Here is an 18,706-nt window from a genome sequence, read left to right on the forward strand (position 1 = left end):
TACGGGATGGTGGGCGGGGGCTAGAAGATACCTGCCGGCTCACCATCGTGCACCTCTCAGATGTGGCCGTCCTTCTGCTGCACCCGCCATGCCCAGACGAACAGTGCCAGGCCGCCGATGGCGGTGGCGGCGCCGATGTAGCCGGTGATGGTCCAGCCCATGCCGGCGCTGATGGCCAGGCCGCCGAGCCAGGGGCCGAGGGCGTTGGCGACGTTGAACGCAGCATGGTTGGAGGCCGCGGCCAGTGTCTGTGCGCCGGTGGCGACATCCATCAGGTGGGTTTGCAGCGCCGGGCCGAGGGCGATCATGGTGCCGAGGGCGAAGATCGCCGGCAGTACCGTCCACAGGCTGTGCGCGGCGAAGGGGAAGACCAGCAGGACCAGGGTGCTCCAGGCCAGGATCCAGGCCACCGCGCGCAGGCGCAGGCGGTCGAACAGCCAGCCGCCGGCGCTGTTGCCGACGATGCAACCGGCACCGAACACCCCCATGGCCAGCGGAATCCAGCCGGGGCCGACGCCCGTCACGTGGAGCAGGGTCGGTGCCATGTAGCTGAACACGCAGAACATGCCGGCGAAGCCGATGGCGCCAATGCCCAGCGCCAGCCAGATCGGCGCGCGGTTGAAGGCGCGCAGTTCGCCCGAGGGGCTGCTGCGCTGCTCGTTCGGGTCGGTCGGCAGGAAGATCGCCACCATGGCGATGGTGGTGATGGCGATCACCCCGACCAGGGCGAACGCGTAGCGCCAGCTCATGAACTGGCCGAGCCAGGTGGCCAGCGGGTTGCCGATCAGAATCGCCACGGTCAGGCCGGCCAGCACCCGGCTCACCGCCTTGGCGCGCTTGTGCGGCGGGGCCATGGACGCGGCCACCAGCATGGCCACGCCGAAGTAGGCACCGTGCGGCAGGCCGGCGATGAAGCGGAAGATCAGCAGCGGCTCGTAGGTCGGTGCCAGGGCGCTGGCGAAGTTGCCCAGGGCGAAGCAGCCCATCAGCAGCAGAAGCAGGATGCGTCGTGGCAGACGAGCGCCGAGCAGGGCCAGGACCGGCGCACCGACCACCACGCCGAGGGCATAGGCGCTGATCACGTGGCCGACCTGCGGCTCGCTGACCCCCAGGTCCTGGGCGACGTTGGGCATCAGGCCCATGATGGCGAACTCGCCCGTACCGATGGCGAAGCCGCCGAGGGCCAGGGCAAGTTGAATGAGAAGGATCGCGCCCGGCGACAGACTCGTCGCGGCGTCGGAGGAAGGCTTGTTCATGCGGAACCTGGGAGGGGAGGAAGCTGGGCCGGGATTATAATCTCCCAGCGCTCGACTTGGGTATTTGCAACCGCTCTATTTCGGGGCTTGGAGGCGAGTGGTTGGGCATTTTTGCGGCTTTCGCCTGCGCGTGGCTCGTGCATCCCGCACGCGGGCGCTCACGCCGCTGGGCAATCTGCCACGTGCGCGTGCGACGGGAGCCGTGGGGCCGGCTCCCGCAACCCTCAGCCGCGTGCCGGGATGCTCAGGCCACGCTGCACGGCCGGACGCGCGAGGAAGGCATCGAGTACGCGGCGCACGTTGGCAAAACGCTCGAACTGCACCAGTTCGCCTGCCTCGTAGAACCCCACCAGATTGCGAATCCAGGGGAACACGGCGATGTCGGCGATGCTGTACTCGCCGACGATCCAGTCGCGCCCTTGCAGGTGCTGGTCGAGCACGCCGAGCAGACGCGCCGATTCGGCGACGTAGCGCTCGAGCGGGCGCTTGTCTTCGTACTGGCTGCCAGCGAACTTGTGGAAGAAACCGAGCTGGCCGAACATCGGGCCCAGGCCGCCCATCTGCCACATCAGCCACTGGATCGCCTGGTAGCGGGCAGCGGGGTCCTGCGGCAGCAACTGACCGGTCTTCTCGGCCAGGTAGAGCATGATCGCGCCGGACTCGAACAGCGGCAGCGGGTGGCCGTTCGGCCCGTCCGGATCGAGGATGGCGGGAATCTTGTTGTTCGGTGACAGCGAGAGGAACTCGGGGCTGAGCTGATCGTTGCTGTCGAAACTGACCAGATGCGGCTCGTAGGGCAGGCCGATCTCCTCCAGCATGATCGAGACCTTGACGCCGTTGGGCGTGGGTAGCGAGTAGAGCTGCAGGCGCTCGGGATGCTGGGCGGGCCACTTGCGGGTGATGTGGAATGGGCTGAGATCGGTCATGTGGGTTCCATGTCGGATGGGCCTGAAGAGGGGGGCGATCAGAACACGAGTGGCGACAGCGACTGAAATCGATGCGCCTGCTAGTAGTCATCGACTCGAGCGATCCTGCCCGGTTCCCTGTGTGCGAGCAAGGCGGTATGGTGCGAGCTTTCCTTCACCCGGAGCCCATTGGCATGAGCCTGCACGGTACCTACGACTCGCAGAACATCTTCGCCCAGATCATTCGCGGCGACCTGCCTTGCTACACGCTGTACGAGGACGACGATGTGCTGGCCTTCCTCGACCTGTTCCCGCAGTCCAGAGGCCACAGCCTGGTGATTCCCAAGCGCGCGGCGGCGCGCAACATCCTGGAGATCGACGAGGCCAGCCTGGCCAAGGTCATGGCCGTGGTGAAGAAGGTCGCCCAGGCCATCGTCGACGAGCTGCAGCCGGCGGGCGTGCAGGTGGCGCAGTTCAATGGCGCGCCTGCCGGGCAGACGGTGTTCCATATCCACATGCATGTGATCCCGCGCTTCGACGGCGAAGGGCTGGGCATTCACGCGGCCAGCAAGGCCGATCCGGCCGAGCTCGAGGCGTTGCAGGCCCGTCTGGTCAAGCGTCTGCAAGGCTGAAACGGCCGCTGCCCCGGACGAGCGACTCGGCCGGGGCAGCGTGCGTGCAGCAGGGGATCAGCCGTTCTGGTTGGTCTGGCCGCCCCATTCCAGGAAGCGCACGGCGTGTACGTCGCCCTGGCTGTCACGGTAGACCATGACACTGGGCACGACACCGCTCTCGCGGCTGTTGTCGGTGCGCTGCAGGACCTGGTCGATGTCCAGTTGCATGCCGTACTGGTATTGCTTCACGTCCACCCGGGCGCTGGCCGAGGCCTTTTCGTTGGCGAAGGCGATGGGGGCGAATGCGGCGATGAGGGTGGCGGTGATGGCTGCGATTTTCATGCTGATGGTCTCCGGTCAGTGGCGCCGTCGAGGGTGGCGCTGGGGTCGGGAGCCATGAAAACACCACGTCTTTCATTGCAGAAATCGATGCTTGTGCTACTGGACATCGTTGCCATCGATACCTTGCCCGCACGCGCGCCAACCCCAATACTCAGGCAGCACTCATTTGCCCATGGAGGGCTTCATGCGTTCGATGCTCATCGCTTTGCCGCTGTTGTTGCTGGCGGGTTGTTCGTCGTTTCGAGGTGACCCGGAAAACATTCGCCCGGTGCCGGAAGATCGTCTGCTGGCCTTTCAGGAGACGCAGGCCAGCGGTGGACAGATCGTGGTCACCCGCGATTTCGGGATGATGGGCGGTGGCTGCTACGTGGCCATCGAGGTCGATCGCCAGGTCGCTGCGCGTATCGGTGTCGGAGAGCGCGCGACCTTCCAGGTGCCGGCAGGTACGCGGGTGGTGGGTATCACCCCGGACCGGATGGACGACACGCTGTGCGGCATGGGTCGCCTGTTGCGCGAAGTGGCGGTGCCGGTGAAGGCCGGGGAAAGCCATGACCTGCGCATCCTCAGCGAAAACCGCGGCGGCTTCGATATCCGCACCGATACGCCCTGACTCGGCTGGCCTGATCCTGGCGGTTCAAGCCGCGTCGAGTTCCTCGGCCAGCAGCTGTTCCAGCCAGTTCATGAAGGCGCGCACCCGCCGTGGCAGATGACGCCCGTGCGGGTGCACCAGGTTCACCGGCATCGGCGCGGCGACCCAGTCATCCAGCAGGCGCAGCAGACGCCCCTCCCGCAGGTGCAGGCGCATGCCGACCAGCGGCGCCTGGATGATGCCCAGGCCACCCAGGCAGGCCCCTTCGTAGGCATCGATGTTGTTCACCGTGACCCGGCCCGCCATGGCCAGCGAATGCAGCTTGCCGTCGCGCTGGAACTCGAAGCCGTCCGGGCGTGCGCCAAAGGCTGTCACGTAGTGAATCAGGCTGTGTCCGGCGAGGTCGTCCAGTTGCTTGGGCATGCCGTGCGTGGCCAGGTAGGCCGGGCTGGCGCAGTTGACCATGGACAGATGCCCCAGTGGCCGGGCGACCAGGCTGTCGTCTTCGTTGACGCCGACGCGCAGCACGCAATCGAAGCCCTCGCGCAGCGGATCGACCCGCCTGTCGCTGCAACCCAGTTCGATTTCCAGCGCCGGGTGCCGGGCGAGAAACTCATCGAGGCGCGGTGCCACCAGGCGCCGGGCGATCGCCGTGGGCATGTCCACGCGCAGTCGTCCACTCAGGGCATGGGCGTCCTGGCGAAACAGGTTCTCCAGTTCGTCCATCTGCGCCAGCAGCTCGCGGGCGCGTTCGTACAGCATCTGGCCATCCTGCGTCGGACGTACCCGGCGTGTGGTGCGGTGCAACAGGCGCGCATCGACCAGGCGTTCCAGGTCGCGGACCTGCTCCGATACCGTGGAGCGAGGCAGGCCGAGGCTGTCGGCGGCCTGGGTGAAGCTGCTCAGTTCGGTGACGCGCTGAAAGGTGCGCAACAACTCCAGCTTGTTCATGGTGGCAATCCCGATTGTTCGCTGACGGCGATCAGTATTTCCTGTTTTTCTGGATTTATCAGTATTTGTACGAGCAATAACCTGTGATCAACCTTCACTACCTGTCACAGGAGATTCACCATGACGCGCAAGATCGCACTCATCACCGGCGCCAGCCGTGGTCTCGGCCGCAGTGCCGCCAAGCACCTGGCGGCGCAGGGCGTGGACATCATCGGCACCTACCGCAGCCAGGCCGAGGAAGCACAGCAACTGGTCGGCGAGATCGAGGCGCAGGGCGGGCGGGCCCTGATGCTGCAACTGGATGTCAGTGACAGCAGCAGCTTCGCCGACTTCGCCCAGCGCGTGGCGCAGGGCCTGCACGAGACCTTCGCTGCCGAGCGTTTCGATTTTCTGGTCAACAACGCCGGTATCGGCATCCATGCCGCACTCGCTGAAATCAGCGAAGCGCAGTTCGACGAGTTGCTGAAGGTCCAGCTCAAGGGGCCGTTCTTTCTCACCCAGCGCTTGTTACCGCTGATGGCCGATGGCGGGCGGATTCTCAACGTATCCTCTGGCCTGGCCCGTTTCACCCTGCCTGGCTACGGCGCCTATGCGGCGATGAAGGGCGGCATCGAAGTGTGGACGCGCTACCTGGCCAAGGAGCTTGGCCCACGCGGCATCAGCGCCAACGTGCTGGCCCCCGGTGCCATCGAGACCGACTTCGGTCACGGCGCGGTGCGCGACAACTCCGAACTCAATGCCTTCGTCGCCGGCAATACCGCACTGGGCCGGGCCGGCCTGCCCGATGACATCGGCGCCGCCGTCGCCGCGCTGCTCGGCGATGGCGGCCGCTGGATCAATGGTCAGCGCATCGAGGCATCGGGCGGCATGTTCCTCTGAACCACCTCGCTTGCGTGGCAGTTCCCGCCAGCAGGCGCTCGGGGCAGTTAGAATCTCCCGGCCAGAACAGGGAGAACAGCCTTGAAGGGACTACCGATCGCAATCGTGGGGGCCGGCACCGCCGGCCTTGCCACGGCCATTTTTCTCGCCCGCCAGGGCTTCGCCGTGCGCCTGCTGGAGCGGGTCGAGCACCTGCAGCCGGTGGGCGCCGGCATCCTGCTGCAGCCTTCCGGCCTGGCGGTGCTGCAGCGGCTCGGGCTGCTGGCCGAGTGCACCGCGCTGGGCGCGCCCGTCAGCCGTCTGTACGGCACCAGCTGCAACGGGCGAGTGATACTCGATACCCGCTATGACGACTGGCAGCCAGGCAGCTTTGGCCTTGGCATTCACCGTGGCGTATTGATGACGGCCCTGCTCAAGGCCGCGCAGCGTGCCGGCGTGCAGATGGAAACCGGCGTGAGCGTCAGCCGCTTCGAGCAGGCGGCCGGGCATGTTCGACTCGTGCGGCAGGATGCGCAGGGCGCCGAGCAGCCCCTGGGCGATTGCGCCGCACTGATCCTCGCCGATGGCACGCGTTCGAGCCTGCGCGCGCAGATGCAGGTGCGCCAATGGGCGCGGCCTTATCCCTGGGGTGCGCTGTGGAGCATGCTGCCGATTGCGGCGTCCGGCGAGTCCGGGGAACTGCGCCAGTGGTACCGCGGTTGCCGCGAGATGTTCGGCCTGATGCCGACGGGGGCGACGCACCAGGCCCCTGGCTGCGCCCTGACCAGCCTGTTCTGGAGCCTGCCGCTGAGCGAGCACCAGGCCTGGCTTCAGCACGGCCTGGAGGCCTGGAAACGTCGCGTATGCAGCCTGGCCGGCGAGGCCGCGCACGGCTATCTGCAGCAGATCGACGATCCCGCGCAGCTGACGCTGGCCGCCTACGCGGACGTGCGCATGCAGCGCTGGCACGACGCTCGCGTGCTCGCCATCGGCGATTGTGCGCATGCCATGAGTCCGCAGCTGGGGCAGGGCGCGAACATGGCACTGGTCGATGCCGCCGCCCTGGCCGATGCCCTGGGTGACGCTTCCGATGCGGCCCAGGAGACGCTCGACTGGAACGCGCGGTTCGCCGGCTACGGCGATGCCCGTCGCGATCACCTGCGGTATTACCGTCAGGCCAGCCGCCTGCTGACGCCGCTGTTCCAGTCCAACAGCGGCACCTTGGCCGTGCTGCGCGATATCGCCCTGATGCTGGCGCGGCACAATCGCTTCGGTCGCCAGCATGCGGTCAGCACCCTGGTGGGCGCACGCAATGGCTGGCTGTGGCAGGGGACGCAGCAACGGGCGCTGCATGCCTGGAAGGGCGAGCGGCAGGCGTGGGAGTAGCCAGCAGCGCGGTGCCAGAGAAGCGCTTGCGCTGATCAGATATCGGGGTAGGTTTCCTGGAACCAGTCGATGGCGTCTTTCATGCGGTGGGCTTTTTCAGCGTCCAGATGCCGGATGGTTTCTTTCAGTATCTTTGCCGCTTCGAGAACTTCAGGGTGCTCCGCTGCGATGCCGGAGTCTACAGTCGTGCATTCGATCATCGCGCTCAGGGTGGCGCTGTTCAAATGCTCCGGCGGGTGCCTGATCAGTTCGATCCCTTTGTGAAGGTTCTTGAATACAGGGTCTCGAAAGCCGAAGCCTGGAGATGCTCGTCGCCCTTGTCATGGCGAACGATATCCAGTGCCAGCTGCTCGGCGAGCTCTTTGTTCAGACGCCCTAGCTGACTCAGGGCCTCTGCGGCTTCGTCATAGTCACTGAGTTCGAGAACCGTCATCGACAGTGCGTTTTCGAGGGATGTCATGAGCCAGTCACGGGTGGTCCGGGCAGCAGGGTGAGCGTCTTTCAGACAGTGAGCAGAATCTTCCGGGCATATGGTTTCACAGCGATTCCATCTTCGACGTCGATGGTGTCGACTGCATACAGTTGCTTGTCCATCGTCGCCAGGCACCAGGTGTAGCCATCAGGCAGAGCCAGGTGTTCAGGTTCCAGCAGGACCTCTGTGGACAGGGCATTGGCCAGCTGGATGGCCAGTTGCACGTCGTCAAGACTCAGCTCATCCGACGCCCAGGAGAGCCCCAGGCTCTGCTGGAACTCGGCCTCGTGGTCAGCGTATTGAAGGAAGATGGCCGCATGCTCCCTGGGATAGTCGAGCGACTCGACCCCATCGGGGATCCCTTGGTTGAGTAGTGTGATTATTCGCTGCTCGGGAACTGCGTTTCTAATGAATAAGTCAATCGACTTGCTCATTTGATACCTCGTGTCTGCATGATGTCGAGTAGTTGTGACGTGCGCGCCTTTTGTTCAGCGGTGAATATCCCTTTCTGAGTCATGATATCCAGCGTTTTTCTGGCGTTCTCCAAGCCTTTCTTCTTGGCGCTTATCAAGACGTTGTATTCGGCCGAGGTGATATTTACAGTGCCTGGCCCGCTAACTGGATGTATTGAGTTTTCATGCAGGCCGTACACCCGGCCTGAGGACGTATGAAAGAACTCTCCCTGGCGGATGGATTCACCGTTCATGTGAATCTCTCGTAAATCCTTCGCTACTTCCTCCGGCGAAACTGTATACATGGTATTTCCAGTTTTCTTGGGGATTGTCACCCTGTGAGGAAAGTGCCTCTCACTCAGCGTTAGATGTGCCCAGCTCCGTACGGTTGGTGCAGCAAGTGCTTCAGGTCGAATGGCTTGCGGGCGTTCCACCTCAACCGTTCGCGCCCCGGTCCCTGTCCCTCTTGTCTTGCCCCCGCGCCTGATTCTTGCACGCTTCAACGCGGCGCTCAGGCGCTTCAGGGCATTGCCCAGGCGGGTCAGCTTGTCCACATAGCTTACCGACGCCGCGCCGCGTGCAGCCAGGCCGACGCCGGCGGTGAAGACGATCAGCAGGGCGGAGAGGACGATTTCGAACAGCACACCACCACTGAACTCGGCCACTTCCTCGGCGTTCTGCGCCTGTGCATAGTCGACGGCGAAGCGGCCCAGCATGGCTTTGCTGGGATCGTCCTCGTAGATGAAGCAGGCCAGCTCGTAGGCTTCGGCCAGCTGTTCGCGGGTGATGCTGCTGGGGTCGAAGCCCAGGGCTTCGACCAGCTCACGGTGCTGCTCCGCACTGAACTGGCGGTTGTAGGCGGCCAGCCAGGATTCTCCCTCGCTGGCGCGTGCCTGCCAGGCACTGCGCAGGGTGTTGCTGAAGATGGTGAACGGGTTGATCAGGTCGGAGTATTCCTTGACGGTCTTCAGCAGTCCCCAGGCACCAAGGAAGAATCCCTTTCCCGCTGCGAGTCGTCGATGCAGGTAGTTGGATACTGCGCTGCGCTGATCCTGGATGGCTTGCAGGCGAGCGGCTTCGGCGCGCTCCGCCGCGAGGATCTCGTCGAGCACGGCCTGCAGCTCGGCGCGAGCACTGCTGATATCGCTGTCGACGTCGCTATCGGCCAGCAACTGGGCTTCGTATTCGCCGGCAGGGAGGCTCTGGACCAGGCCGCCACGGGCATCCAGGCTGCCTCTTACGGCGCCGCCGCTGCTGGGCGTGAGGCTATAGGGCAGGTTGGCGCCGATGCATTCGCCGTTGTCCCAGACGAAACGCAGCCCGACCAGGCAGCGGTTGGCTTGGGCGGCAGCGCCTTCGAGCTGCCTCGCAGGCTGGCGGTCGAAGTCGCCGTTGTAGGGCTCCGGTGCCGGAGCCGGACGTTCGTTGCGATTATTGGGGACGTAGCCGCTCATCCTGTGGCATCCATGCTGCGGCCGGCATCTGCCGGCAGGTTCCTTCGCCAACGGCAGATGCTAACCAATGACCCATGCGCAAAGTCTTGCGCAACGGCGCGCGACGTCCGTTTTTTGTGAACGATGCACGCAAATAATGGCGAGCTCTTCAGTCGCGTTGCAGCTCGAGCAGTGCCTTGCGGCTGAGCTCCAGCCACTCCTGGTGCAGGGTCCGGTAGTGGCGGGCGGAACGGCGCGCGTGGGTCTGGATCTGCTGCAGCAGTTCGACGGCTTCGCGCTCGCGGCCGACCCGGCGCAGCAGCAGGGCGTAGCGATAGTTCGCCTCGGGGCTGGTGCAGTAGCTGCCGAGCACCCGGTATTCCTCTTCGGCCTTGAGGTCGTTGCCCTGGGCCTCCAGGGCGCGGGCATACAGCAGGTGGCCGTCGGCCGAGCGGAAGTCGGGGTTCTGCGCGATCAGCTGGTCGAGGCTGGCCTGGCAGCCGGCGAAATCGCCCTGGGCGAAGCGGGCCCTGGCCAGGCCGAGGAGGATGTCCGGGGCGTCGCTGTGAATGCCGCGCAAGGCTTGCTGGTAGTGCTGGGCGGCCTCTTGCGCCTGCCCCATGCGCAGCAGTTCGTCGGCCAGGTTCACGCGGGTGTCGCGGGTGTCGCGAATCTCCAGTTCATCGCGCAGGGCCCGCAGGTGGCGCTGCGGATCGATGCTGTCGTGCAGTTTGCCGAGCGCGCGGCGGCCACGGCGGCTGCCGAGCAGCTCCGGCAGCATGATGCCGAGAAAGTAGATCAGGCAGCCGATGCCGGGCAGGGCGATGATCAGGTACAGCCAGTAGCGATCCTGGCCGCTGCGTACCACGTGGAGGCCGCAGGTGACTTGGCAGGCGATGATCAGCAGGGCGAGCAGGGGCATGGTGCGGTCCAGTCCTTTGGAGTGCGGAGGGGCGGCTATCAGAGCATGGATCGCCATGGTTGTCAGGTGATCCATGCACGGCTGTGGGGTACGTCACGTGATAGGCTGCGCGGCTGATTCGCTGCCGTTGAGGATGCGTGCATGCCGTCGTCGCTGGAGATCTTCGCCAACCTGTTCTACCTGCTCTCGGTGTTGCTGGCTGCACGCAATTCGGTGCACACCTGGGCCGTCGGGTTGGTCGGCTGCGTGCTGTTCGGCTGGCTGTTCTTCAGCGTGCAGCTGTACGCGGACGTCACCCTGCAGCTGTTCTTCATCGCCACCAGCCTGTTGGGCTGGTGGAGCTGGTTGTACGGGCGCAGCGGGACGGCGCTGCCCATCGTTCGCTCATCCTGGCGAGAACTGTGCCTGGCGCTGTCGCTCGCGGTGGTCGTCGCCCTGGCCTACGGCGCGCTGCTGCATCACTTCACCGATGCCTACGCGCCCTTCATCGACTCGCTGGTGCTGACCTTCAGCGTGTTGGCGCAACTGCTGCTGATGCGCCGCAAGCTGGAGACCTGGTACGGCTGGCTGCTGGTGAACACCCTGGCGGTGCCGCTGTTCGTCTCGCGTGAGCTGTACCTGACGGCCTTCATCTACGTGCTGTTCTGGTTCAACGCCTGGTACGGCCTGTACTGCTGGCGCCGTGAACTGGCGGCCGAGGCGCAGGCGGCCTGACATGCGCCAGCGATTCGCCTGCGGCCTGGTGGTGGGCAAGTTCGCGCCGCTGCACCTGGGCCACGAGTGGCTGATCCGCCAGGCGCAGATGCAGTGCCAGCAGCTGGTGTTGCTCAGCTGGTCGAACCCGGAGTTGCCCGGCTGCGCGCCGCAGCGGCGCGCGCGCTGGTTGCAGGCACGCTTTCCACACCTGCGCAGCTGGGTGGTGACAGCCGATTGGGTCGACGAGCAGCGTGCCCGAGGCGTGACGCTGGCGGAGCTTCCCCATGAATCGGCACCCGCTGCGGCGCAGCGCCAGTTCGTCGCCGATTTCTGCCTGGCCGTGCTCGGCCGGCCGGTGGATGCAGTGTTCACCAGCGAAGCCTATGGCGATGGTTTCGCTGCGCATCTGGCCAGGTGCTTCGGGCGGCCGGTGCAGCATGTCGAGATCGACCGTGCACGCGTCACGGTGCCGGTGTCCGGTACGCGTCTGCGCGCCGATGTCCACGGTTTGCGCGAGTACCTGGCACCACAGGTCTACGCGGACTTCGTCGAGCGCATCGCCTTGCTCGGCGGCGAGTCCACCGGCAAGAGCAGCCTCGGCCTGGCGCTGGCCGAGGCGCTGGGTACGCGCCATGCCGCCGAGTACGGTCGAGAGTTGTGGGAGCAGCAGGGCGGTGTGCTGGGCTACGACGACCTGCTGCGGATTGGTCGCACCCAGGTCGCGCGGGAGCGGGAACTGGCCGGGCACTGTCAGCGCTACCTGGTCTGCGACACCACGCCACTGACCACGCTGTTCTATTGTCGCGAGCTGTTCGGGCGCGCCGAGGCCGAGCTGGAGCAGCTTGCCCGGCGGCATTATCACCACGTGTTCCTGTGCGCCGATGACTTCCCCTTCGTGCAGGACGGCACGCGCCAGGACGAGACCTTCCGGAGGCGCCAGAACCAGTGGTATGAACAGGCGCTGCAGCAGCGCGGCTGGGCGTTCACGCGTCTTGCCGGCAGCCTGGCGCAGCGCGTCGAGCAGGTGCTGCAGGTGCTGGCCGACGCCTAGCGGTAGCGGGCGAGGATGGCCTCGAGCTCGCCGTCCTGCTTCATCTGCACCAGTGCGCCCAGGAGCGCTTGCGTCGGTACGTCCGGGGCATCGCGAACGAGGCAGTAGATCAGGTCGCTGCTGATTTCACCGAGCGCGTGCAGCTGCTTGGCTTTGCTCCGATGGCGGTTGAACCAGTCCAGGGACAGGTTGTTGCTGACCGCATAGCGGTAGCGACCGGCCTCGAGCTTCTCCAGCGCCAGGGTCTGGGTGCGGACATCCTCGCGGTGAACCTGGGCACTGTCGAACAGCGCCTGCAGGCCGGGATAGTTGAAACCCAGGACCGTCCCTAGGCGCTGGCCGTGAAGTTTCTCCAGGGTGAAATCGGGCTCGGCGCTGCGCCCCACGATCAGGCCGTGCTGGACCAAGAGGGGCTGACTCCAGATGTACTGGTGGTGTGAGTCCTGGTGCCAGGACGGGTTGACGTAGCAGTGTACGTCGATTTCGCCTCGAGCCCGGGCGCTTTGCGCGCGCAGGCGTGGTATCACCACCAGCTCGGCGTCGCGGCCAACCTTTTGCGCCAGGTGCATATAGAGGTCATAGAGAATGCCAGTGGTCGTCTGGCCGTCGACGAACTGCATCATCGGCATGGCCCAGCCCTCGATGACGGCGAACCGCAGCGGGCGCTGTTCCTGCGCGAAGGCGGCAACGCCGACCGCCAGCAGCAGGGTACCGAGCAGGCACAGACGCGTCAGCGCAGGGCAGCGTTGGCGTCGGTGCGGTATCTGCTCGGACATGTTGCTATCGCTCAGGCCAGGGCGGGTTCGAAGCTGTCCGCCCGCGCCATGTTCCACATGCGTTCATAGAACTCGCCACTGATTTCGCCGCTGACCAGCTCGCCCGCTGCGAGGAAGACGTGTTGCTGGGCGAACAGCTTGATCTCGGTGGCGGACATGCGCTGCACCAGATGCTTTGCATCGATCTGTGCGGGGTGGTCGAGGCCGGCGGCGGCGAGCATCTCGGCCAGCGCCTTGAGCGTGTTGCGGTGGAAGTTGTGGACGCGCTGGGCCTTGTCCTCGACCACCAGGGCGCGCTGGCGCAGCGGGTCCTGGGTGGCGACGCCGGTCGGGCACTTGTTGGTGTGGCAGGACTGCGACTGGATGCAGCCGATGGCGAACATGAAGCCGCGTGCCGAATTGGCCCAGTCGGCGCCGATGGCCAGCACGCGGGCGATGTCGAAGGCGCTGACGATCTTGCCGCTGGCGCCGAGCTTGATCTTGTCGCGCAGGTTGCTGCCGACCAGGGTGTTGTGCACGAACAGCAGGCCTTCGCGCAGTGGCACGCCGAGGTGGTCGGTGAACTCCAGCGGCGCGGCACCGGTGCCGCCCTCCTTGCCGTCGACGACGATGAAGTCCGGCAGGATGCCGGTCTCCAGCATGGCCTTGACGATGCCCATGAACTCCCAGGGGTGGCCCAGGCAGAACTTGAAGCCCACCGGCTTGCCGCCCGACAGCTCGCGCAGCTGGGCAATGAACTGCAGCAGCTCGGTCGGCGTGGAGAATGCGCTGTGGCGCGACGGGGACACGCAATCCTCGCCCATCGGGATGCCGCGTGTGCTGGCGATTTCCGCAGTGATCTTGTGCTTGGGCAGGATGCCGCCATGGCCAGGCTTGGCGCCCTGGCTGAGCTTGATCTCGATCATCTTCACCTGCGGGGTGCAGGCCTGGGCAGCGAAGCGTTCGGCATCGAAGCGGCCGTCCGAGGTGCGGCAGCCGAAGTAGCCGCTGCCCAGCTCCCACACCAGATCACCGCCATGCTCGCGATGATAGGGGCTGATGCTGCCTTCGCCGGTGTCGTGGTAGAAGTCGCCGAGCTTCGCGCCCTCGTTGAGGGCACGAATGGCATTGGCGCTCAACGAGCCGAAGCTCATTGCCGAGATGTTGAACAGGGAGGCCGAGTAAGGCTGGCGGCATTGCGGCCCGCCGATCTCCACGCGGAAGCTGCAGGGGTCGGTCAGCGGTGCCGGGCGCATGGAGTGGCTGATGAACTCGAAGCCGCTCTGGTAGACGTCGCTGAGGGTGCCGAAGGGCTTGTCGGCGCCTTCGTTCTTCGCCCGAGAGTAGACCAGCGAGCGTTGCGAGCGCGAGAAGGGCAGCTGTTCGGCGTCGCCTTCGAGCAGGTACTGGCGAATTTCCGGACGGATGCCCTCGACCAGGTAGCGGATATTGCCGAGGATCGGGTAGTTGCGGCGCACCGCATGGCGCTTCTGCAGCAGGTCGCCGATGCCGATCAGGCTGAGCACGGCGCCGAGCAGGGTGAAGGCTCCCAGCCACTCGTGATCGAGGAAGGGCAGGCTGCCCAGGGTAAACAGCACGCAGAAGGCAAAGAAAGCGTAGCGGCTGAGCAAGGACAGGTTCATGCGGTCTCCCATGATGCGGAACATAATTAGACTTTAGACCAGGCGGCTTTATCTGGTCATTTTTTGCCCGTATAGACACTCTGCAAAGGCTGAGGACGAATGGCCACGCCCTGTGGCACACTCAGTGGCCCGGAGCCAACCATCGCCAGAGCTTGGCCCTTATCCCCCGTTTTTTGGGTCTGCGCAATCGTTGCAGTCCTACTGCCTGAGGCCGTCCTTGGCGGCCAAGAAGAGGAATGACCGTGCATAACGTCGTGATCAGTGGTACCGGCCTCTATACCCCGGCCAACAGCATTTCCAACGACGAACTGGTGGCATCCTTCAATGCCTACGTGCAGCAGTTCAACGCCGACAACGCCGAGGCCATCGCCCGTGGCGAGGTCGAGGCGCTGAGCGAGTCCAGCAGTGGTTTCATCGAGAAGGCGTCGGGCATCAAGAGCCGCTTCGTCATCGACAAGGACGGCATCCTCGACCCGCAGCGCATGGTGCCGCGCATCCCCGAGCGCTCCAACGAGCAATGGGGCATCCTCTGCGAGATGGCCGTGGGCGCTGCCAAGCAGGCGCTGGAGCGTGCCGGCAAGACCGTCGCCGACATCGACGGGGTGATCGTCGCCTGTTCGAACCTGCAGCGCGCCTACCCGGCGGTGGCCATCGAAGTGCAGGCGGCCCTGGGCATCGAGGGCTGGGGGTATGACATGAACGTGGCCTGTTCGTCGGCCACCTTCGGCATCCAGGCCGCGACCACCGCGATCCAGACCGGCCAGGCCCGCGCGATTCTCATGGTCAACCCGGAAATCTGCACCGGCCACCTGAACTTCCGTGACCGGGACAGCCACTTCATCTTCGGTGATGCCGCCACGGCGGTGATCATCGAGCGTGCCGACCAGGCCACTTCCAAGCATCAGTTCGACGTGGTCGGTACCAAGCTGCTGACCCAGTTCTCCAACAACATCCGCAACAACTTCGGTTTCCTCAACCGTGCGGCGGAGGAGGGCGTGGGCACTCGCGACAAGCTGTTCGTGCAGGAAGGCCGCAAGGTGTTCAAGGACGTCTGCCCGATGGTCGCCGAGCTGATCGCCGCGCACCTGGCGGAAAACCAGCTCAACGTCAGCGACGTCAAGCGCTTCTGGCTGCACCAGGCCAACCTCAACATGAACCTGCTGATCGCTCGCAAGCTGCTGGGCCGTGATGCCGAGCCGCATGAGGCGCCGGTGATTCTCGACACCTACGCCAACACCAGTTCGGCCGGTTCGGTGATCGCCCTGCACAAGAACCAGGACGATCTGCCCGCAGGCAGCCTGGGTGTTCTAAGCTCCTTCGGTGCCGGTTATTCGATCGGCAGTGTAATTTTGCGCAAGCGTTGAACTCTCTTTAAGAATGCCTGATGCGCGCAGGGCGTTCATGCGTGCGCTCAGGCTTCATCCTAGGGAGTTCTATGTCCGATTCCGAACTGCTGGATCGTCTGCTCGCCGGTGAGCAGAAGGCTTATCGCGAGCTGGTCGCTCGCTATCAGGGCGCGATGCGGGCGGTGGCCTACGCCATCGTCGGCAGCCGCCACGCCGATGAGGTGGTGCAGGACGCGTGGCTCGCGGTGGTGCGCAGTCTCAGCGGCTTCGAGGGGCGCGCCAGCCTGAAGACCTGGCTGTTGACCATCACCGCCAATACCGCCAAGACCCGTCTCAAGCAGAATCGTCGCGAGGTGCTGCTCGACGACCTGCCAGCGCCGCACGGCACCATCGGCGAGGAGCGCTTCGCCGACGATGGCCACTGGCTGCTGGCGCCCCACGCCTGGCATCAGGACAGCCCCGAGGCGTTGCTGACCGAGGACGAGCTGCGCGAGTGCCTGGAGCATACGCTGACCAGCCTGTCGGAATTGCAGAGCAGCGTCCTGATATTGCGCGAGCGGCAGGGGCTGGAGTTGGAGGCGATCTGTAATCTTCTCGACATCTCGCTCTCCAATGCGCGTGTGCTGCTGCATCGAGCACGCCTGAAAGTCTTCGCCACTCTGGAACATTTCGAGGAGACAGGCCAATGCTGACCTGCAAGGAACTGGTCGCTCACTCAAGCGATTTTCTCGACGGCCAACTGACCCTGCGCCAGCGTATCGCGGTGCGCGCGCACCTGGCCATGTGCGGTAACTGCCGGCGTTTCATCCGGCAGATGAAGTTGACCCAGGCGGTGATCCGACAGATGCCGGAGGGCGAGCTGCCCGAACTCGAGGCTCTGTCCGAGCGTCTGGCGCAGACGCGCCGCGACGACGATTGAAGCGAACCCGGAGTGATCCGGGTTTTTCTTTTCTCCCTTTCACCACCATTCATCCCCCGCGTCGCCGCTGTGGGAGGGGCTTCAGCCGCGACCTCCTGGATAGCCGCTAATCGATAGTCGCGCACCTGCTCAACGCGCATTTCCTCCCGGCCAGGGAAAAGTTTTCACCCTCCGCTGTAACGTCCGCACCTGTGCCTCGTCCATTGCTGCGAGGGCGCCAATCCGGCCCCGTCAATCGAACCGATGGAGATGCACCATGAAACAACTCAATACCCTGACTGCCACCCTGGGCGCTGCACTGCTGACTTCCGTGGCGTTCACCGCGCACGCTGCGAGCAACCCGTTCGCCGCGCAGGAACTGGCCAGCGGCTACAGCCTGGCAGCTGCCGAGAAGGCCCAGGAAGGTTCCTGTGGCGAAGGCAAGTGCGGTGGCGAGATGAAGGCCGATCAGGAAGGCAAGTGCGGCGAGGGCAAGTGCGGTGCCGAGAAGAAGGCCGACGCCGAAGGCAAATGCGGCGAAGGCAAGTGCGGCGGCGAGAAGAGCGAGTAAGGGCGAGGGACGGATCATGCAACTCGCACCTCTCAGCGGCGCCGGGCTTGGCCTGCGCCGCGGCCTGCTGGCCGAGCTGAGCGCCGATTCCGCCAGCGGCGCCGACTTCCTGGAGGTCGCGCCGGAGAACTGGATCGGCGTCGGCGGGCGCCTAGGCAAGCAGCTGCGGGCCCTGAGCGAGCGCCGGCCGCTGTTGTGCCATGGTCTTTCCCTCAACCTGGGTGGCTTCGCACCGCTGGACCTGGACCTGCTGCACGCCATCAAGGGTTTTCTCGATGCGCACGGCGTGCTGGCCTACAGCGAGCACCTGTCGGCCTGTGCCGACGAGGGCCAGCTCTACGACCTGATGCCGCTGCCGTTCTCCGAGGAGTCGGTGCTGCGCATCGCCGAGCGCGTGCGCATCGTCCAGGACGTGCTGGAACGGCCGCTGATCATCGAGAACGTCTCGGCCTATGCACGTCTGCCGGGTGAGCTGGAGGAAGCAGAGTTCGTCTGCGCGGTGCTGGAGCGAGCCGACTGCCAGCTGCTGCTGGACGTCAACAACGTCTACGTCAACAGCCTGAATTTCGGCTTCGATGCCGATGCCTACATCGCGGCGATGCCCAGCGAGCGCATCGCCTACCTGCATGTGGCCGGTCACTACGACCAGGCCGACGACCTGAAGATCGATACCCACGGAGCCGCGGTGATCGACCCGGTGTGGGCCCTGCTGCGTGCCACCTACGCGCGGCATGGCGTGCGACCGACGCTGCTGGAGCGCGACTTCAACTTCCCGCCGCTGGCCGAACTCTATGCCGAGCTGGCGCACATCCGTGCGTTGCAGCAGGCCGCGACACCTCTCGGCAGGTACGGCACATGAAGGGGATCGAGCTGCAGCGCGATTTCGCCGCGCGCATCCGTCAGCCCGATGCGCACGGGCTGCTGCCGGGGATCGCCGCCGAGCGCATGGCGATCTACGAGGAGCTGTTCTTCAACAATGTCGCCAGCCTGGTGAGCGGTGCCTTCCCGGTGCTGCGCGGCGTGATCGGTGCCGAGCGCTGGCAATGCCTGGTGCGCGGCTTTCTCGCCGAGCACCGTGCCGCTACCCCCTATTTCCTGGAAATCAGTCAGGAGTTCATCGCCTGGTTGCAGCAGGGCTACCGCCCTGAGCCTGACGACCCGCCGTTCATGCTGGAGCTGGCGCACTACGAATGGGTGGAGCTGGCGCTGGATGTCAGCGAGGCGCAGCTGCCGCAACGCGGCTGGTCGCCGCTGGCCTGGCCGCTGGCCTATGTGTGGCCGGTCCAGCGCATCGGTGCTGAACATCGCCCTGCGCTGCCGCCTGACGAGCCGACCTGCCTGCTGGTCTGGCGGGATGGCAAGGATCAGGTGCGCTTCATGCAGCTGACGCCCTTCGCCTACCAGCTGGCGCTGCGCCTGCAGGCCGGCGAACCACCGCTGCAGGCGCAGCTGGCCCTGGCCACGGCTGCAGGCTTGGCCGCCGACCGCAGCTATTTCGCTAACGCCCGTGCGCTGCTGGAAGACTGGCAGGCGCGCGACATCTGGTTTCCCTATACCGAGGACTGA

General features: G+C 65.2%; 23 protein-coding genes. 12 read left to right on the forward strand and 11 right to left on the reverse strand.

Going from position 1 to position 18,706, the window contains the following annotated elements; all coding sequences use genetic code 11:
• Positions 1-56: 56 nt before the first annotated feature.
• The gene (locus tag EWH21_RS08995; protein ID WP_277700323.1) at positions 57-1,256 is read right to left on the reverse strand and encodes an MFS transporter; all 1,200 of its coding nucleotides are present in this window, start codon (positions 1,254-1,256) and stop codon (positions 57-59) included.
• Positions 1,257-1,480: 224 nt separating this feature from the next.
• A complete protein-coding gene (locus EWH21_RS09000) occupies positions 1,481-2,182 on the reverse strand; it encodes a glutathione S-transferase N-terminal domain-containing protein (protein ID WP_037048750.1) in 702 nt (233 codons plus the stop codon).
• A 173-nt stretch (positions 2,183-2,355) separates the two neighbouring features.
• On the opposite strand from EWH21_RS09000, the gene EWH21_RS09005 reads away from it, so the two are divergent.
• A complete protein-coding gene (locus tag EWH21_RS09005; protein WP_047585016.1) occupies positions 2,356-2,793 on the forward strand; it encodes an HIT family protein in 438 nt (145 codons plus the stop codon).
• 57 nt (positions 2,794-2,850) lie between these two features.
• Here EWH21_RS09005 and EWH21_RS09010 read toward each other — a convergent pair whose 3' ends face one another.
• A complete protein-coding gene (locus EWH21_RS09010) occupies positions 2,851-3,117 on the reverse strand; it encodes a DUF2790 domain-containing protein (protein WP_277700324.1) in 267 nt (88 codons plus the stop codon).
• Positions 3,118-3,301: 184 nt separating this feature from the next.
• Between EWH21_RS09010 and EWH21_RS09015 the strand changes: the two genes are divergently transcribed.
• The gene (locus EWH21_RS09015; RefSeq protein ID WP_037048744.1) at positions 3,302-3,727 is read left to right on the forward strand and encodes a hypothetical protein; all 426 of its coding nucleotides are present in this window, start codon (positions 3,302-3,304) and stop codon (positions 3,725-3,727) included.
• 24 nt (positions 3,728-3,751) lie between these two features.
• Here EWH21_RS09015 and EWH21_RS09020 read toward each other — a convergent pair whose 3' ends face one another.
• The gene (locus EWH21_RS09020) at positions 3,752-4,657 is read right to left on the reverse strand and encodes a LysR family transcriptional regulator (protein WP_277700325.1); all 906 of its coding nucleotides are present in this window, start codon (positions 4,655-4,657) and stop codon (positions 3,752-3,754) included.
• A gap of 120 nt (positions 4,658-4,777) precedes the next feature.
• Between EWH21_RS09020 and EWH21_RS09025 the strand changes: the two genes are divergently transcribed.
• Both EWH21_RS09025 and EWH21_RS09030 read left to right on the forward strand, forming a co-directional pair.
• A complete protein-coding gene (locus EWH21_RS09025) occupies positions 4,778-5,536 on the forward strand; it encodes an SDR family oxidoreductase (RefSeq protein ID WP_134676263.1) in 759 nt (252 codons plus the stop codon).
• Positions 5,537-5,617: 81 nt separating this feature from the next.
• A complete protein-coding gene (locus EWH21_RS09030; protein ID WP_277700326.1) occupies positions 5,618-6,901 on the forward strand; it encodes an NAD(P)/FAD-dependent oxidoreductase in 1,284 nt (427 codons plus the stop codon).
• A gap of 35 nt (positions 6,902-6,936) precedes the next feature.
• Here EWH21_RS09030 and EWH21_RS09035 read toward each other — a convergent pair whose 3' ends face one another.
• From EWH21_RS09035 to EWH21_RS09055, 5 genes are all read right to left on the reverse strand, one after another.
• Positions 6,937-7,125: a hypothetical protein gene (locus EWH21_RS09035; protein ID WP_277700327.1), complete on the reverse strand. Its 189-nt coding sequence runs from the start codon at positions 7,123-7,125 to the stop codon at positions 6,937-6,939.
• A gap of 20 nt (positions 7,126-7,145) precedes the next feature.
• The gene (locus EWH21_RS09040) at positions 7,146-7,361 is read right to left on the reverse strand and encodes a hypothetical protein (RefSeq protein ID WP_277700328.1); all 216 of its coding nucleotides are present in this window, start codon (positions 7,359-7,361) and stop codon (positions 7,146-7,148) included.
• A 41-nt stretch (positions 7,362-7,402) separates the two neighbouring features.
• Positions 7,403-7,807 carry a hypothetical protein gene (locus EWH21_RS09045; protein ID WP_277700329.1) on the reverse strand — a complete coding sequence of 135 codons (405 nt, stop codon included), beginning with the start codon at positions 7,805-7,807 and terminating at the stop codon, positions 7,403-7,405.
• Positions 7,804-9,279, reverse strand: a complete 1,476-nt coding sequence (locus EWH21_RS09050; RefSeq protein WP_277700330.1) for a hypothetical protein — start codon at positions 9,277-9,279, stop codon at positions 7,804-7,806. The genes EWH21_RS09045 and EWH21_RS09050 overlap by 4 nt, the downstream gene beginning before the upstream one ends.
• A gap of 148 nt (positions 9,280-9,427) precedes the next feature.
• Positions 9,428-10,180, reverse strand: coding sequence for a tetratricopeptide repeat protein (locus tag EWH21_RS09055; RefSeq protein WP_277700331.1), 753 nt, complete (start codon positions 10,178-10,180; stop codon positions 9,428-9,430).
• A 141-nt stretch (positions 10,181-10,321) separates the two neighbouring features.
• Here EWH21_RS09055 and pnuC point away from each other — a divergent pair, with 141 nt between their 5' ends.
• Both pnuC and EWH21_RS09065 read left to right on the forward strand, forming a co-directional pair.
• A complete protein-coding gene (pnuC, locus tag EWH21_RS09060; protein WP_152488301.1) occupies positions 10,322-10,894 on the forward strand; it encodes a nicotinamide riboside transporter PnuC in 573 nt (190 codons plus the stop codon).
• A gap of 1 nt (position 10,895) precedes the next feature.
• Entirely contained in the window at positions 10,896-11,927 is a 1,032-nt protein-coding gene (locus EWH21_RS09065; RefSeq protein ID WP_277700332.1) for an AAA family ATPase, read from the forward strand.
• Here EWH21_RS09065 and EWH21_RS09070 read toward each other — a convergent pair.
• Together EWH21_RS09070 and EWH21_RS09075 are read right to left on the reverse strand one after the other, a co-directional pair.
• Positions 11,924-12,703, reverse strand: coding sequence for an ABC transporter substrate-binding protein (locus tag EWH21_RS09070; RefSeq protein ID WP_277700333.1), 780 nt, complete (start codon positions 12,701-12,703; stop codon positions 11,924-11,926). The two genes, EWH21_RS09065 and EWH21_RS09070, sit on opposite strands and share 4 nt — an antisense overlap.
• An 11-nt stretch (positions 12,704-12,714) precedes the next feature.
• Complete coding sequence (locus tag EWH21_RS09075; protein WP_277700334.1) at positions 12,715-14,325, reverse strand: FMN-binding glutamate synthase family protein; 1,611 nt, start codon at positions 14,323-14,325, stop codon at positions 12,715-12,717.
• A 242-nt stretch (positions 14,326-14,567) separates the two neighbouring features.
• Between EWH21_RS09075 and EWH21_RS09080 the strand changes: the two genes are divergently transcribed.
• From EWH21_RS09080 to EWH21_RS09105, 6 genes are all read left to right on the forward strand, one after another.
• On the forward strand, positions 14,568-15,689 hold the full coding sequence (locus EWH21_RS09080; protein ID WP_037049126.1) for a beta-ketoacyl-ACP synthase III: 1,122 nt from the start codon (positions 14,568-14,570) through the stop codon (positions 15,687-15,689).
• 71 nt (positions 15,690-15,760) lie between these two features.
• The gene (locus EWH21_RS09085) at positions 15,761-16,363 is read left to right on the forward strand and encodes an RNA polymerase sigma factor (RefSeq protein ID WP_037048720.1); all 603 of its coding nucleotides are present in this window, start codon (positions 15,761-15,763) and stop codon (positions 16,361-16,363) included.
• A complete protein-coding gene (locus tag EWH21_RS09090) occupies positions 16,357-16,590 on the forward strand; it encodes a zf-HC2 domain-containing protein (protein WP_037048717.1) in 234 nt (77 codons plus the stop codon). The genes EWH21_RS09085 and EWH21_RS09090 overlap by 7 nt, the downstream gene beginning before the upstream one ends.
• A gap of 256 nt (positions 16,591-16,846) precedes the next feature.
• Complete coding sequence (locus tag EWH21_RS09095; protein ID WP_037048714.1) at positions 16,847-17,140, forward strand: hypothetical protein; 294 nt, start codon at positions 16,847-16,849, stop codon at positions 17,138-17,140.
• Positions 17,141-17,156: 16 nt separating this feature from the next.
• Positions 17,157-17,999 carry a DUF692 domain-containing protein gene (locus tag EWH21_RS09100; RefSeq protein WP_277700335.1) on the forward strand — a complete coding sequence of 281 codons (843 nt, stop codon included), beginning with the start codon at positions 17,157-17,159 and terminating at the stop codon, positions 17,997-17,999.
• Positions 17,996-18,706, forward strand: coding sequence for a putative DNA-binding domain-containing protein (locus tag EWH21_RS09105; protein ID WP_277700336.1), 711 nt, complete (start codon positions 17,996-17,998; stop codon positions 18,704-18,706). The genes EWH21_RS09100 and EWH21_RS09105 overlap by 4 nt, the downstream gene beginning before the upstream one ends.

This window comes from Pseudomonas sp. REST10 (assembly GCF_029542605.1).
In the GTDB taxonomy this organism is placed as follows: domain Bacteria; phylum Pseudomonadota; class Gammaproteobacteria; order Pseudomonadales; family Pseudomonadaceae; genus Aquipseudomonas; species Aquipseudomonas khazarica.